At 63.3% G+C, this 14,632-nt stretch carries 12 protein-coding genes and 1 tRNA gene; 8 read left to right on the top strand and 5 right to left on the bottom strand.

All coding sequences use genetic code 11. The features are described from left to right. The first annotated feature begins 18 nt into the window (after positions 1-18). The 5 genes from bhcA (at position 19) to ACP15R_RS15215 (ending at position 5,870) form a co-directional block, all read left to right on the top strand. On the top strand, positions 19-1,209 hold the full coding sequence (gene bhcA / locus ACP15R_RS15235; protein WP_424987305.1) for an L-aspartate--glyoxylate aminotransferase BhcA: 1,191 nt from the start codon (positions 19-21) through the stop codon (positions 1,207-1,209). A gap of 17 nt (positions 1,210-1,226) precedes the next feature. Beyond that, positions 1,227-2,180: a beta-hydroxyaspartate dehydratase BhcB gene (gene bhcB / locus ACP15R_RS15230; protein WP_424987303.1), complete on the top strand. Its 954-nt coding sequence runs from the start codon at positions 1,227-1,229 to the stop codon at positions 2,178-2,180. Between the two features lie 15 nt (positions 2,181-2,195). Continuing rightward, positions 2,196-3,359, top strand: a complete 1,164-nt coding sequence (gene bhcC / locus ACP15R_RS15225; protein WP_424987302.1) for a 3-hydroxy-D-aspartate aldolase BhcC — start codon at positions 2,196-2,198, stop codon at positions 3,357-3,359. Between the two features lie 87 nt (positions 3,360-3,446). After that, the gene (bhcD, locus tag ACP15R_RS15220; RefSeq protein WP_424987301.1) at positions 3,447-4,412 is read left to right on the top strand and encodes an iminosuccinate reductase BhcD; all 966 of its coding nucleotides are present in this window, start codon (positions 3,447-3,449) and stop codon (positions 4,410-4,412) included. Positions 4,413-4,670: 258 nt separating this feature from the next. After that, positions 4,671-5,870: a PLP-dependent aminotransferase family protein gene (locus ACP15R_RS15215; RefSeq protein ID WP_424987299.1), complete on the top strand. Its 1,200-nt coding sequence runs from the start codon at positions 4,671-4,673 to the stop codon at positions 5,868-5,870. A gap of 22 nt (positions 5,871-5,892) precedes the next feature. Here ACP15R_RS15215 and ACP15R_RS15210 read toward each other — a convergent pair whose 3' ends face one another. After that, positions 5,893-6,813 carry an MBL fold metallo-hydrolase gene (locus ACP15R_RS15210; protein ID WP_424987298.1) on the bottom strand — a complete coding sequence of 307 codons (921 nt, stop codon included), beginning with the start codon at positions 6,811-6,813 and terminating at the stop codon, positions 5,893-5,895. Positions 6,814-6,853: 40 nt separating this feature from the next. On the opposite strand from ACP15R_RS15210, the gene ACP15R_RS15205 reads away from it, so the two are divergent. Then, entirely contained in the window at positions 6,854-8,173 is a 1,320-nt protein-coding gene (locus ACP15R_RS15205) for an ATP-binding protein (protein WP_424987297.1), read from the top strand. Here ACP15R_RS15205 and ACP15R_RS15200 read toward each other — a convergent pair. From ACP15R_RS15200 to ACP15R_RS15190, 3 genes are all read right to left on the bottom strand, one after another. Continuing rightward, complete coding sequence (locus tag ACP15R_RS15200; RefSeq protein ID WP_424987296.1) at positions 8,170-8,979, bottom strand: lytic murein transglycosylase; 810 nt, start codon at positions 8,977-8,979, stop codon at positions 8,170-8,172. The genes ACP15R_RS15205 and ACP15R_RS15200 overlap by 4 nt on opposite strands. 151 nt (positions 8,980-9,130) lie before the next feature. Further along, a complete protein-coding gene (gene glnA, locus ACP15R_RS15195; RefSeq protein ID WP_424987295.1) occupies positions 9,131-10,537 on the bottom strand; it encodes a type I glutamate--ammonia ligase in 1,407 nt (468 codons plus the stop codon). Between the two features lie 38 nt (positions 10,538-10,575). Continuing rightward, the gene (locus ACP15R_RS15190) at positions 10,576-10,914 is read right to left on the bottom strand and encodes a P-II family nitrogen regulator (RefSeq protein ID WP_424987294.1); all 339 of its coding nucleotides are present in this window, start codon (positions 10,912-10,914) and stop codon (positions 10,576-10,578) included. A gap of 169 nt (positions 10,915-11,083) precedes the next feature. Here ACP15R_RS15190 and ACP15R_RS15185 point away from each other — a divergent pair, with 169 nt between their 5' ends. After that, positions 11,084-12,634, top strand: a complete 1,551-nt coding sequence (locus ACP15R_RS15185) for an NAD(P)H-hydrate dehydratase (RefSeq protein WP_424987293.1) — start codon at positions 11,084-11,086, stop codon at positions 12,632-12,634. 159 nt (positions 12,635-12,793) lie between these two features. Then, a tRNA-Leu gene (locus ACP15R_RS15180) sits at positions 12,794-12,878 on the top strand. A 63-nt stretch (positions 12,879-12,941) separates the two neighbouring features. Here ACP15R_RS15180 and ACP15R_RS15175 read toward each other — a convergent pair. Then, on the bottom strand, positions 12,942-14,519 hold the full coding sequence (locus ACP15R_RS15175; RefSeq protein ID WP_424987291.1) for a DUF5928 domain-containing protein: 1,578 nt from the start codon (positions 14,517-14,519) through the stop codon (positions 12,942-12,944). Between the last annotated feature and the right edge of the window lie 113 nt (positions 14,520-14,632).

The following is a 14,632-nucleotide window of genomic DNA, read 5'->3' as shown; positions in this document are numbered from 1 at the left end:
CCATAGGAGGGCACCGCCATGAGTTTTCAGAATCCCGTTTTCATTCCCGGCCCGACCAACATGCCCGAAGAGCTGCGCAAGGCGTGTGACCTGCCGACGATCGACCACCGCTCACCGCTGTTCGGCAAGATTCTGCATCCCTGTATCGACGGGGTTCGCAAGGTTCTGCGTTCGGACAATGCCGAGATTTTCTTTTTCCCTTCTACCGGAACCGGCGGCTGGGAAACCGCGCTGACCAACACCCTTTCGCCCGGTGACGGGGTGCTGGCCGCGCGCAACGGCATGTTCAGCCATCGCTGGATCGACATGTGCCAGCGCCACGGGCTGAATGTGACGATTGTCGAAACCCCGTGGGGACAGGGCCTGCCCGCGGATCGCTATGAAGAGATCCTGCGCGCCGATACCGGCCACCAGATCAAGGTGGTTCTCGCCACCCATAACGAAACCGCCACCGGCGTGAAATCGGACATTGCCGCGGTGCGCCGCGCACTGGATGCCGCCAACCACCCCGCGCTGCTGTTTGTTGACGGGGTGAGCTCCATCGGCTCGATGGACTTCCGATTTGACGATTGGGGCGTGGATATTGCCGTGACCGGCAGCCAAAAGGGCTTTATGCTGCCCGCCGGGCTGGCCATTGTCGGCTTTGGCCCGCGCGCCATGAAAGCGGTTGAAACCGCCACCCTTCCCCGCACCTTCTTTGACGTGCGCGACATGGCCAAAGGCTACGCCAGCAACGGCTTTCCCTACACGCCGCCGGTGGGGTTGATGAACGGACTGATGCTGTCGCTGGACATGCTGCTTGGCGAGGGGCTCGACAATGTGCATGCCCGCCACCACCGTATTGCCGAAGGCGTGCGCCTCGCCACGCGGGCCTGGGGGCTTGAGCTCTGCGCCGCCTCGCCGGATCTCTATTCCGACACGGTTTCGGCCATCCGCACGCCCGAGGGATTCAATGCCACCGACATCGTGACCCGCGCCGCCGGCGAATATGGCATGGCCTTTGGCGTCGGTCTGGGGGACGTGGCCGGCAAGGTGTTCCGCATCGGCCACCTGGGCAGCCTGACCGATGCCATGATGCTGTCAGGGCTTGGCGTTGCCGAGATGGTCATGGCCGATCTTGGCCTGAACATCCGGCTTGGCTCGGGCGTCGCCGCCGCGCAGGAATATTACCGCCACGGTTCGGGCCGCGCCAACCGGGCTGCCGCATGATGAAGGACAGCATTGGCATGTATATCCCGACAATCGACGACATGCTTGCCGCGCATGAGCGGATCAAGCCGCATATCCGCCGCACGCCGGTCCGAAGCTCGGACTATCTGAACGAGTTGACCGGCGCGCAGCTGTTCTTCAAATGCGAAAATTTCCAGGAGCCGGGTGCCTTCAAGGTGCGCGGAGCCAGCAACGCGGTCTTTGGCCTAGACGATGCGCAGGCGAACAAGGGCGTCGCCACCCATTCGTCGGGCAACCACGCCTCGTGCCTGAGCTATGCGGCGATGCGGCGGGGCATTCCCTGTCACGTGGTGATGCCGCGCACCGCGCCACAGGCCAAAAAGGATACGGTTCGCCGCTATGGCGGCAAGATCACCGAATGCGACCCGTCAACCTCATCGCGCGAAGAAACCTTTGCGCGGGTACAGGCCGAAACCGGGGGCGATTTCGTTCACCCTTACAACGACCCGCGGGTGATTGCCGGGCAAGGCACATGTGCGCGTGAATTCATCGAACAGACCGACGGGCTGGACGCGGTGGTCGCGCCGATCGGCGGCGGCGGGATGATCTCCGGAACCTGCCTGACCCTGTCAAACCTCGCGCCGGAAACGCAGGTGATTGCCGCGGAACCGGAACAGGCCGATGATGCCTATCGCAGTTTCAAGGCCGGCCACATCATCGCCGACGATGCCCCCAAAACCATCGCCGATGGCCTGCTGGTCCCGCTCAAGGATCTGACCTGGCATTTCGTGAGCAACCACGTCGCCGAGATCTATACCGCGTCCGAGCAGGAGATCATCGATGCGATGAAGCTCATCTGGAAGCATCTGAGGATCGTCATGGAACCCTCCAGCGCGGTGCCGCTGGCGACCATTCTCAGGAACCCCCAAGCCTTTCGCGGCAAGCGCGTCGGCCTGATCGTGACCGGCGGCAACGTCGATCTGGACAAACTGCCGTGGATGAACGGCTAATCTTGGAGACCTCAAATGAACGCTCAGACGAATTTCGACGATCTCGAAGTCGGGTTTGACGTGCCGGCCCTGCCCGGTATGGACGCGGCCGACATCCAGACCCCTTGCCTGGTGCTCGATCTCGATGCGCTGGAATACAACATCAAGAAGATGGGTGACTATGCCCGCGAACACGGGATGCGCCATCGGGTGCATGGCAAAATGCACAAATCCGTGGATGTCGCCAAATTGCAGGAACGCCTTGGCGGCGCGGCGGGCGTCTGCTGCCAGAAGGTGTCAGAGGCCGAGGTATTTGCACGCGGCGGCATCAAGGACTTGCTGGTGTCAAACCAGGTCCGTGACCCCGCCAAGATCGACCGCCTCGCACGGCTGCCCAAGCTGGGCGCGCGCACCATCGTCTGTGTCGATGACGTGACCAACGTGGCCGACCTGTCGACAGCGGCGCAGACACATGGCACCGAGCTTGAAATCCTTGTCGAAATCGACTGCGGTGCCGGGCGCTGTGGCGTGACGACAACCCCCGAAGTGGTCGAGATTGCCAAGGCGGTCGGGGCGGCGCCGAACCTCAAATTCACTGGCATCCAGGCCTATCAGGGCGCAATGCAGCACCTGGACAGCTATGAGGCGCGCAAGGACAAGCTCGACATCGCCATCGGCATGGTCAAGGACGCGGTTGCGGGCCTCAAGGCGGAGGGCATCGAATGCGAATTGGTCTCGGGTGGCGGCACCGGCAGCTATTATTTCGAATCCAACTCGGGTGTATATAACGAACTGCAATGCGGATCCTACGCCTTCATGGACGCGGATTACGGCCGCATCCTGGACAAGAATGGCAACCGCATCGACCAGGGCGAATGGAAGAACGCGTTCTTCATCCTGACCCAGGTGATGAGCCACGCAAAATCCGACAAGGCGATTTGCGACGCCGGGCTCAAGGCGCAGTCGGTCGATAGCGGGTTGCCCTTCATCTTTGGCCGCGACGACGTGGAATACGTGAAATGTTCGGATGAACATGGCGTGATTTCCGACCCGCAGGGCGTGCTCGAAGTCGGGGAAAAGCTGCGGCTGGTGCCCGGCCATTGCGACCCGACCGCCAATGTTCACGACTGGTACGTGGGCGTGCGCGGCGGCAAGGTCGAGAGCCTCTGGCCGGTTTCCGCGCGCGGCAAGGCTTATTGACGTAACCACTCCCGGTTACCTCCCTGTGGCGGGGCTCGGCAATCGTCCGTCCCCGCCGCCTTTTTCAGTTCCAAAGAAGGTATCGACATGATCATCGTTCCCGAGCGTGAAATCGCAGACCTGATGACCCGTGAGGCGGCGTTCGACGCGGTCGAACAGGTATTTGCCGCCATGGCGTCACGCGACGCCTATAATTTCCCGGTCGTGCGCGAGGCGATCGGCCATACCGACGCGCTCTATGGCTTCAAGGGCGGGTTTGATCGCGCCGGCATGACGCTTGGCCTCAAGGCGGGGGGATACTGGCCCAACAACCTCGACCGGCACGGAATCATCAACCACCAGTCGACCGTGTTCCTGTTCGACCCGGATACCGGCAAGGCCAGCGCCATGGTCGGGGGCAACCTTCTGACCGCGCTGCGCACCGCGGCGGCATCGTCGGTCTCGATCAAGCATCTGGCGCGCCCCGACGCCAAGGTGATCGGCATGATCGGTGCCGGACATCAGGCCACGTTCCAATTGCGCGCGGCCCTTGAACAGCGCGCCTTTGAAAAGGTCATCGGCTGGAACTATCACCCCGAGATGCTGCCCAATATCGAAAAGGTCGCCGCCGAAGCCGGCCTGCCGTTTGAAGCGGTATCGCTTGAGGGTATGCGGGCGGCGGATGTGATCATTTCGATCACCTCGGCCTTTGCACCGTCCCTCATGGCCGACCATGTCGCCCCCGGCACCCATCTCGCCTGCATGGGCACCGACACCAAGGGCAAGCAGGAGACCGAAGCGGCGCTTTTGACCCGCGCAACCGTGTTCACCGACGAGATCGCCCAGTCGATCAGCATCGGCGAAGCGCAACATGCCATCGCCGACGGCACCCTGACGGCAGAGCAGATCACCGAGATCGGCGCGGTGATCAACGGCACCCATCCCGGCCGCGCATCGGATCAGGAGATCACGCTGTTTGACGGCACCGGTGTCGGATTGCAGGATCTCGCGGTCGCCTCGGCGGTGGTGAAACTGGCGGTGGACAAGGGCATCGCGATCGAGGTCGATTTCTGACCCCCCGACCGGAGAGCATGGAGCAGGCCAGGCAGGAACAGGACGCCACACGGGATGCGCGGCAAATGGTCGTCATTTTGCGACACCCCCCTGCGTCTGGCGACGTGCTGCGATAGGCTCGCGGCGTGGCGGATGATCCACGGATCACGCCCGCCCGCGGTTCCCGCGACGGTCCCGGCCTTCTGACAGGCAACCTTTCTCACCGGCCAGCCATCGTCGCGGATGGCGGTCTGCACAGCCCGATCCAAGCATAGTCCCATGTCTCATCCTGCATTTGCCAACTGGCTCTCCGAAACCAATGACGTCACCCGCACGTTTCTTGCGGCGGGGCAGATCCCCGGGCTGATCAACCTGGGTGGTGGCTTGCCGGATCCCGAGACATGGCCGGTCAAGGACATCACCGCGCTGGCCAACCGGGCGATGACCGAGCATACCACCGATGCGCTCGCCTATCCCCCGATCGAAGGGTTGCCGGCACTGCGCGATGAAATCGCCCGACGGTTCTCCGCGACGGGCCTGAACCTGACGCGGGACAATGTCCTGATCGTCAGCGGCGGGATGCAGGCGCTCGACCTGATCGGCAAGGTCTTTCTTGATCCCGGCGATGCGGTGGCCGCGCAAAGCCCCGCCTATCTGGGTGCGCTTGACGCGTGGCGGCCCCGTTCGCCGGTTTATCGGCCGATGGTTTTCGAGCAGGACGATTTCGACCCGATCAACGCGCTCACCGGGGCAAAATTCGCCTATACCGTGCCGAATTTCTCCAATCCCACCGGGCGGCTGGTACCGCTGGCGCAGCGGCAGGCGCTGGTGGACGCGGCGCGGGCCAGCGGCGCGTTCCTGGTCGAGGACGACCCCTATGGGACGCTGCATTATGACGGCGAGCCGCTGCCGCGGATGCTCGACCTTTCGGCGCAAGACGCGGATCGACCCTATGACGGGCCGGTGATCTATCTTGGCACCCTGTCCAAGGGGCTGGCACCGGGTCTGCGTGTCGGCTGGATGATCGCCGCGCCCGAGGTCATTGCCGCGATGGTCACCGCCAAGCAGGGCTCGGACATGTGCACCGCGGGCCTGAGCCAGCGGATCGCCTGTGATGCATTGGCGATGGGGCTGACCGAAACGGTGCTGCCCGGGATCCTGTCGCTCTACCGCGCCCGCCGCGACGGGCTCTGTGCCGCGATGAAAACGCATCTTGACGGGGCCTTCGACTGGCAGGTCCCGACCGGCGGCATGTTCGTCTGGGCAACCGCGCGGGATCCGCGCCTTGATACCGATACGCTGCTGCGCACCGGGCTTGACCACGGTGTCTGCGTCAGCCCCTCGTCGGTGTTCGATCCGGTGAACCGGAATCGCAGCGCCATCCGGATCAACTTTACCCTGAACCACGCCGAGGACCTGGCCGAAGGGGTGCGCCGCCTGGCGCAGGCGGTCGAGGCAACGCTGGCCAAGGCGGCCTGAACCACCGGCAAAACGCGCCGGCTCAGCCGTCCTCGCGCGCGAACCGGGCCTGCGATGAAAGCACGCCCTGCGGCGCGATCAGGGAACGCCCGGTAAGATCGACCAGATGGGCGAACACGTTGCGTTCGGCGGCGGGCAGCAATGCCGCCGGCACATCGGTATAAATACGCTCGGCAAGGTCGCGCGCCGTTGCCGGACCCGACCCGAGCGCCCCGAGGATCGACGCCTCGCGCCCCTCGCGATGCCCGATCAGCCAGTCGAGCCGCGCCGCGGGATCGCCAACCGGTGCCCCGTGACCGGGGTAGAACACCCGCCAGTCCCGTTCGGCGAGCCGACGGCAGGACGCCATGAAATCGGTGAGATCCCCGTCAGGCGGCGATACCAGCGAACTGGCCCAGCCCATCACATGATCCGCGGTAAAACACCGATCCTGCCAGCCAAGCGCGATATGATTGCCGATGTGGCCCGGCGTATGGATCACCTCAAGCGCCCAGCCATCACCCCCGATGGTTTCGCCATCCGCCACCGCGCGGTCGGGATCAAAGTCATCGTCAATGCCCTCGCCGCCGCCGGCCAGACCATCGGCGGCCAGCCGTTCCATCACCGCACTGCGCCCGGCATGGGCCGAACCAAAGGCAAGAACCGGCGCGCCGGTGTGCCGTGACAGGATCCTGGCAAGCGGCGAATGATCGAGATGGGCGTGGGTCACAACGATATGGGTGATCTGCTGCCCCGGCTCGACGGCGGCGAGGATCGCGTCGAGATGAACCGTGTCCCGTGGGCCGGGATCGATCACCGCCAGCCCGCGCGTACCGACCAGATAGGTATTGGTGCCACGATAGGTCATCGGCGACGGGTTCGGCGCGAGAATGCGCCGCAGCCCGGGTTCGAGCGTTTCAGGCAGGCCCGGAATCGGGTTGAAATCGTCTGGCGGCTGGGTCATTGCGCTTCCTCTTGCCGTGGTGGCCCGATAGGCTTAGCCCATGTTCTTCCGGTGGCTCAAACAATATATGCCGCGCAGCCTCTATGGACGGGCGGCGCTGATCTTGATTCTGCCGGTTGTGAGCGTACAGCTGGTGGTGTCCATCGCCTTTATCCAGCGTCACCTCGAAAACGTCACCAGCCAGATGTCGGATGCCCTTGTGCGCGAGCTGGACGTGATCGCCGATCAGGTCGCCGTGGCCCGGACACCGGACGAGGCCCTGACCCTGATGCAGCCCTTTGTCTCGGCCTTGCAGATCAATGTGCAATTCGTGCCGCGCGACGCCGTGCCCGCCCGCGATTACCTGCGATGGTACGATTTTTCGGCCCGTATCGTGCGCAACCGGGTCACCGGGGCCTTCCCCGCGATACTGGCGTCGGTGTTTCCCGACAACCGGTCGGTGCAGTTCTATCTGCAAAGCGATCTCGGACCGGTCAAGATCAGCGTCAACAGGGCGCGCGTGGCGGTATCGAACCCGCATCAGCTGATCGTCACGATGGCGTTCTTTGGTGTGCTGATGACCATCATCGCCTTTGTGTACATGCGCAACCAGCTGCGGCCGATCACCAAGCTGGCGAATGCCGCCCAGGCCTTTGGCCGGGGGCGGTCGGTGCCCTATTCGCCGACCGGCGCCATCGAAGTGCGCGCCGCCGGCGGTGCCTTTCTGGACATGCGCTCGCGGATCGAGCGCCAGATCGAACAGCGTACCCTGATGCTCTCTGGCGTCAGCCACGACCTGCGCACGCCCCTGACCCGGCTCAAACTGGGCCTGTCGATGATCGACGAGGACGAGGCCGAACCCCTGCTGCGGGACGTGGACGAGATGCAGCGCCTGCTCGACGCGTTCCTGGACTTTTCCAGGGGGGTGGCCGAGGGCGAGCCCGAAGCCACCGACCCGCGGGAGCTGGTTCAACGCATCGTCGAAGACGCGCAGCGCGCCGGCACCCCCGTACAGCTGGGTGAAATGACCGGCACCGGCACGGTCAAGCTGCGCCCGTTGGCGATACGCCGCGCACTGGAAAACCTGATCGGCAACGCGGTGCGTTATGGCACCCGTGCCGAGGTGTCGGTTGCGCTGTTCGATCGCTCGCTGCGCATCCGTGTCGAAGATGACGGCCCCGGTATCCCCGCCGATCAGCGCGCGGAATCGACCCGTCCGTTCTCGCGGCTTGACCCGTCGCGCAACCAGAACCGGGGCAGCGGGGTCGGTCTTGGCCTTGCCATCGTGACCGACGTGGCCCGCGCCCATGGCGGCGCGCTGCGGCTTGACGAAAGCGAGACGCTGGGCGGGCTCTGCGCGGATCTCGTGATCGCGCGCTAGCCGTCAATCCGGGCAGCCATGATGGCAATCGCCTGTTGGTACACGGTGGCGGCGTTCCATTGCTTGATGACCTGGAAATTGGGCTGTCCTTCCTGATAGCCCCGCCCCGGTTTCCAGCCCTTCTGGCGCAGGAAATTCGCGGTGGATGCCAGCGCATCGGTCATGTTGTAGAAATCGACACGCCCGTCGCCGGTGGCATCCACCCCGTATTTCAGCGCGTTGCCGGGCAGGAATTGCGTATGTCCCAGCTCGCCATGCTTGGCCCCGAGGGTTGCGGATGTAAGCGCCCCCTGGTCGACCAGCTTGAGCGCCCCGATGGCGTGGGGCACAAAGAAATCCGAACGCCGGCAATCATAGGCCAGCGTGGTGATCGCCGAGACCACCCGGCTATCGCCCATGAAACCGCCAAACGCGGTTTCCATGCCGTGAATGGAAATCAACACGCCCGCCGGCACCCCGTATTGCCGTTCCAGCGCCGCATAGAATTGCGGGTTGCGCGCCTTGCGCTTGCGGCCCTGCGCAACGATGGTGTCGGCCCCGCGTATCCGCATGAACTTGTCCAGCGAGTAGCGAAAGGATTTCTGGTTCCGGTCGGCGGCGATGGTGCGCGTGGCATATTGCGCCTGTGTCAGCGCCTGCAATCCGCGCTGTTTGACCCCGGCCTTGCGTGCCTCCTTGGCAAAGGACGCCTTCCAGGTTTCAAACCCGGCCCCGGTATTGCCGCAGGTCGCGGCAAGGGATGGCTGCGCCAGCCCGGTGACAAGGGCCAGTCCGAGGATGAGGCGTTTCATGGACAGTGGCAACATGCTGCGAATTTCTCCCGTCTGCCACCCGACACTAGCAGACATCGCGCATATGGGAACTGGCTTGTGCATGGTGCCGCCCCGCACGCCCCCCGAACGAAAAAGGCGCCCCGAAAACGGGACGCCTCCTGGTGCGTTCTCTGCCTTGAACCGGTCAGCAGCTGTAATACATGCCGTATTCAACCGGGTGCGGCGTGTGCTCGTAGGTTTCGACCTCTTCCATCTTGAGCGCGATATAGCCCTCGATCTGGTCCTTGGTGAACACGTCACCGGCCAGCAGGAAGTCGTGATCGCTTGCCAGCGCATCCAGCGCTTCGCGCAGCGAACCGCAAACCGTGTCGATCCCGGCCAGCTCTTCCGGCGGCAGGTCATAGAGGTTCTTGTCCATCGCCTCGCCGGGGTGGATCTTGTTCTTGATGCCGTCAAGACCGGCCATCAGCAGCGCGGCAAAGCACAGGTAGGGGTTTGCCGACGGATCGGGGAAGCGGGCCTCGACGCGCTTGGCCTTGGGCGATTCCGAGAACGGGATACGGATACAGCCCGACCGGTTGCTCGCCGAGTAGGCACGCAGAACCGGCGCTTCGAAACCGGGGATCAGGCGCTTGTAGCTGTTGGTACCCGGGTTGGTAAAGGCGTTCAGCGTCTTGGCGTGCTTGAGGATACCGCCGATATAATACAGCGCCTCGTCCGACAGGTCGGCATATTTGTCGCCCGCGAACAGCGGCTTGCCGTCTTTCCAGATCGACATGTTCACGTGCATGCCGGTGCCGTTGTCGCCCGCGATGGGCTTGGGCATGAAGGTCGCGGATTTGCCATAGGCATGCGCGACGTTGTGCACCACGTATTTGTACTTTTGCAGCTCGTCCGCCTGCTTGGTGACGGTGCCAAAGATCAGGCCCAGCTCGTGCTGGCAGGAGGCAACCTCGTGGTGGTGCTTGTCCACTTTCATGCCGAGCCGCTTCATGGTCGACAGCATCTCGGAGCGCAAATCCTGGCTTTCGTCGATCGGGTTGACCGGGAAATAGCCGCCCTTGACGCCAGGACGGTGGCCCATGTTGCCCATCTCGTACTCGGTGTCGGTGTTCCAGGACGCATCGGTCGCGTCGACCTCGTAGGACACCTTGTTGATGCTGTTGGAATAGCGCACGTCGTCAAACAGGAAGAATTCCGCTTCCGGGCCCATATAAGCCACGTCGCCGATACCGGAGGATTTCAGATAGGCCTCGGCCTTCTGCGCCGTGCCGCGCGGGTCGCGCTGATAGGGTTCGCCGGTATCGGGCTCGACCACGGAACAATGCAGACACAGGGTCTTTTCCGCGTAGAACGGGTCGACATAGACGCTTTCGGTGTCGGGCATGAGTTTCATGTCCGATGCTTCGATCGATTTCCAGCCCGCGATCGAGCTGCCATCGAACATGAAGCCTTCTTCAAGAAAATCCTCGTCGACCAGATCGGCGACGACCGTCACATGCTGAAGTTTGCCACGCGGATCGGTGAACCGGATATCCACGTATTCGGCGTCCTCGTCCTTGATCAGCTTGAGAACTGCTTCCTTGCTCATTCCTGATTTCCCCTCTCTGGAAAGTATATTGCTGTCGGCTACAGGGCGTCCGAACCGGTCTCGCCGGTCCGAATGCGGATCGTCTGCTCGATCGAGCTGACAAAAATCTTGCCGTCGCCGATCTTGTCGGTCTTGGCCGCATCGACGATCGCCTCGATGGCGCCGTCCACCTGATCATCGTCAAGCACGACTTCGATTTTGACCTTGGGCAGAAAATCCACGACATATTCCGCGCCGCGATAGAGTTCGGTATGGCCCTTCTGACGACCAAAGCCCTTGACCTCGATCACCGATAGCCCCTGCACGCCAACCTCCTGAAGCGCTTCTTTCACTTCATCGAGTTTGAACGGTTTGATGATCGCCTCGATCTTCTTCATGGGCCCCTCCTGACTGACGGTGTTCACCAGCGGCAGACCACTTCTATTTCGGGTCCACAATCGGTTACGGTGGCAAGCTAGGGGACGCGCGTATCAAACTCGCAACTCTGCCTCATGTTTGGGCGATTTGCACAAAAATGCGGCGAAACTGAATCGACAGGACGTGAACATGGCTGAACTCTTGAGCGGAGCCCAGATGCGCGCCATCGAAGGGGCCGCCATTGCCTCGGGCAGCGTGACCGGGCTTGACCTGATGGAGCGCGCCGGGGCTGGCGTGGTCGAAGCGATCATCCGGGAATGGCCCGATTTCGCCTCTGGCAACCACATGGCAACGGTTCTCTGCGGCCCCGGCAACAATGGCGGCGACGGTTATGTCATCGCGCGGCTGCTGCAAGACCGGGGCTGGCGGGTCACCTGCCATGTGCTCGGCGATACCGATCGCCTGCCGCCGGATGCACGCGCGAATCACGACCGCTGGGCGGCGCAAGGCCCCTGCGTGCCCCTGACCGATCGCAGCGCGGGCACCGTCAAATCCATGCCCGACCTGGTCGTCGACGCGTTGTTTGGCACCGGGTTGACCCGCCCCGTCGAAGGCGAGGCGGACTTTGTGCTCGGCAACCTTGCGACCATCCGCGCGGATTTCGGAGTCCGCTGCGTGTCCGTCGATATGCCATCGGGCATGTGCTCGGACAGCGGCAGGACCTTGGGGTGCTGTCCGAGGGTCGATCTGACCGTCAGCTTTCACACCGAAAAGATCGGTCACAGGCTCGGCAATGCCGATACCTGTTGCGGCAAGATCGTGGTCAGGGATATCGGCCTTGCCCATACCGAGCAGAGCGACGCGCGCGCCGGGCATGTCTGGATGGTCGAGCCCCCCGCGCCGGACATCCTGTCCAAACGGACCGACGGGCACAAATACGGTGCCGGTCACGCGCTGGTCCTGTCGGGGGGTCCGGGTCGCACCGGTGCGGCGCGGCTGGCCGCGCGGGGTGCCCTGCGCGTCGGGGCCGGGCTGGTGACACTCGGCGTCCCGCCCAAGGCACAGGCCGAAGTTGCCGCCCATGTCACCGCAATCATGCAGACCCCGGTTGCGGATGCCGAGGCGCTCGCCGAACTGCTCTGGGATACGCGTCTGAACGCGCTCTGCCTTGGCCCCGGCCTTGGCACCCGCGAGGCACAGCGCGCATTGGTCGAAACGGTGTTGCCGCTCGGGCGGCCCACGGTGCTCGACGCCGATGCGCTGAGCCTGTTTTCCGATGCGCCGGGCGCGCTGTTCGATCTCTGCCATGATCGCACTGTCCTGACGCCGCATGGCGGTGAATTCGCCCGCCTGTTTCCCGATCTCGCACAGCGGCTGGCGGCGGAACCGGCACGCGGACCGGCATTTTCCAAGGTGGATGCCACCCGTGCGGCGGCGGAAAGGGCGGGCTGCACCGTGCTTTACAAGGGCGCATCGACGGTGATCGCGTCGCCCGACGGGCGCTGTTCGATCCACTCGGCCCAGTACGAGCGCAGCGCGCCCTGGCTCGCCACCGCAGGGTCGGGAGATGTGCTGGCCGGGTTCATTACCGGACTCATGGCGCGCGGCATGGGGCCGATGCAGGCCAGCGAAACCGCCGCCTGGCTGCATACCGAATGCGCCCTGTCCTTTGGCCCCGCGCTGATCGCCGAGGACATAGCCGAGCAGATGCCCAAGGTGTTTCGCGCATTGGGAACATGAAGCGCCTCGTCAATGGCCCGACATGAAACCGGGGGCGTGGAGGGCCCATAAATTGCCCAAACCCGCGCCCGCCGGTTCGGATTTCCTCTCGCATCCCCGCAAGAGCTTTGCTAAGCAACCCCAGTCCGCGCCGCATCCGTTGCGACGCCGCGCGGGTGTGCGGGTGTGGCGGAATTGGTAGACGCACCAGATTTAGGTTCTGGCGCCGCAAGGCGTGGGGGTTCAAGTCCCTTCACCCGCACCAAATCGTGGCGACCGCCCAAGCCTCCGCCTCGGAGCGCGCCGATTGCGCAGGGGCAGATCATCGTCAATCAGAGAACAGGTGGTCCATCGCGACGATCTCCGCCGCCGTTTCATGGGGCACGGACAGGAAATCCTGCAACGCCTTCGCGTTTTGCGCGGGCGTGAACTGTTCGGACATCAGCGCATAGGACGAGAAACCGGCATCCCGCAGCCGGTCGCTTTCATAGTCGATATCGTTACGGATGGTCGGCAACAGACGGGCCCGCGCCCCGGCGTTGCTGCTTTGGCCAAGCAGACCGACACGCTCGGCATGGCCGATCAGATATTCGTCTGAAAACACGCAGGACAGCTCCAATATCCGGGTGCGGGAGCGGTCGTCGTGAAAATCCCGGATCAACTCGATGCCGGACGGATCCATGCACATGATCAGCCGGTCGGTCCCGAAGGCCCCGAACAACAGGCGGGTCAACGTGCGCCGGTGCCGGGTGCGTTTTTCAAGGCTGGTCTGGATTCCGCCCAGATCGGGCAGCGGCGTGTTTTCCTCGTTGAACAGGTATTCCACCGCGGGCAGGGCCGTGACCGCGCGGATCCGTTCGATCAGGCGTTTGGCCACGTGCCATTTCTTGCAGACCACGATCATCAGCTCGCGCTCGCGCCCCAGCGTACTCCCGGTTTCCCAGGCACGCTGGCTGAAACGCCGCCCCACCCGGCCCCTGCCGGTCAGGAAACCGAACAGGTTGCGCCCCTCGTTGCCGATCTGGAACTCGACATCACGGCTGGCATAGAGATCGCCCAGCCGCGCCTTGAGATCCCGCGCCTCGGGGCTGATCTTGCGGGCAAACAGGAAATCCTGGCCAAGCAGCAGATCGTATTGATCGTTGTAGAACGTCACCGGCATGCCGTAATCCGAGAACATCAGGAAAGTCAGCGTGCGCGCCTCGATCTCGGTTTCCGGCACCAGGTGGCGCACCAGCGTCTGGAAAAACGTCTCGTCCGGGATCCACGTGGTCCTGAAGAACCGCATGACATCGGGCCGATCCTTAACGAAGGTCAGGATCGCTTCGATGGTGCGCCGTCTCAGGCACCACCACTGGCTGCCGATCTGGATTTGCAGATCATCGGGAATCGACCGCTGCAATCCCAGCCGCCTTTGCAGATCGACCGAAGCATAGAACAGCGCCTTGTGTTTGCGCTCGTTAAAGAAATGCCGAAAGATCAGCCGGTCCTCCTTCATGCCGGTCTTGATCCAGTTGCTCTGAAAGAAATCAAAGCTCTCGATGTAGTCGACATCCTGTGTGTCCAGGAAGTGATGGGCATATTGCGCCGTCTTGATCGCCATGCAATCGCCGGACAGCATGTAGAAATGGGTGGCACGCGGAAAGGCCCGTTCGGCCGCCTGCACCGCGTGCAGGGTCGCCTGTACCAGCGACCATTCCCCCCAGCCGCATCTGATGCGCCTGTCCGCGAAAACGACATTCGGATTGCCGGCCAGCTCCGAGCTGATCTGCTCGAAGTCGCCCCGCTCGGCGCGGGCGTCGAAGTGAATCGATATGAAATCGCCCGCCGCCGTCAGGCGACGCGCCTGATCGATGATCGCGTCAGGATCCTTGTGACACAGCAGGATATACGCGATTTTTGCCATTCAGCTTGCACATCGTCCGTCTGGGGTGGTTTGTCCGTAGACTGTTAAAGGTCATGGCGGATTGAATAAACCTGCATTCTTTGCTTTCTTGGCGCGAAAATCTCTGCGTTCCG

It is taken from the genome of Microbulbifer sp. S227A, assembly GCF_049800935.1.
The sequence above is the reverse complement of the archived record's forward strand: the minus strand, read 5'-3'. Positions and strand labels throughout refer to the sequence as shown.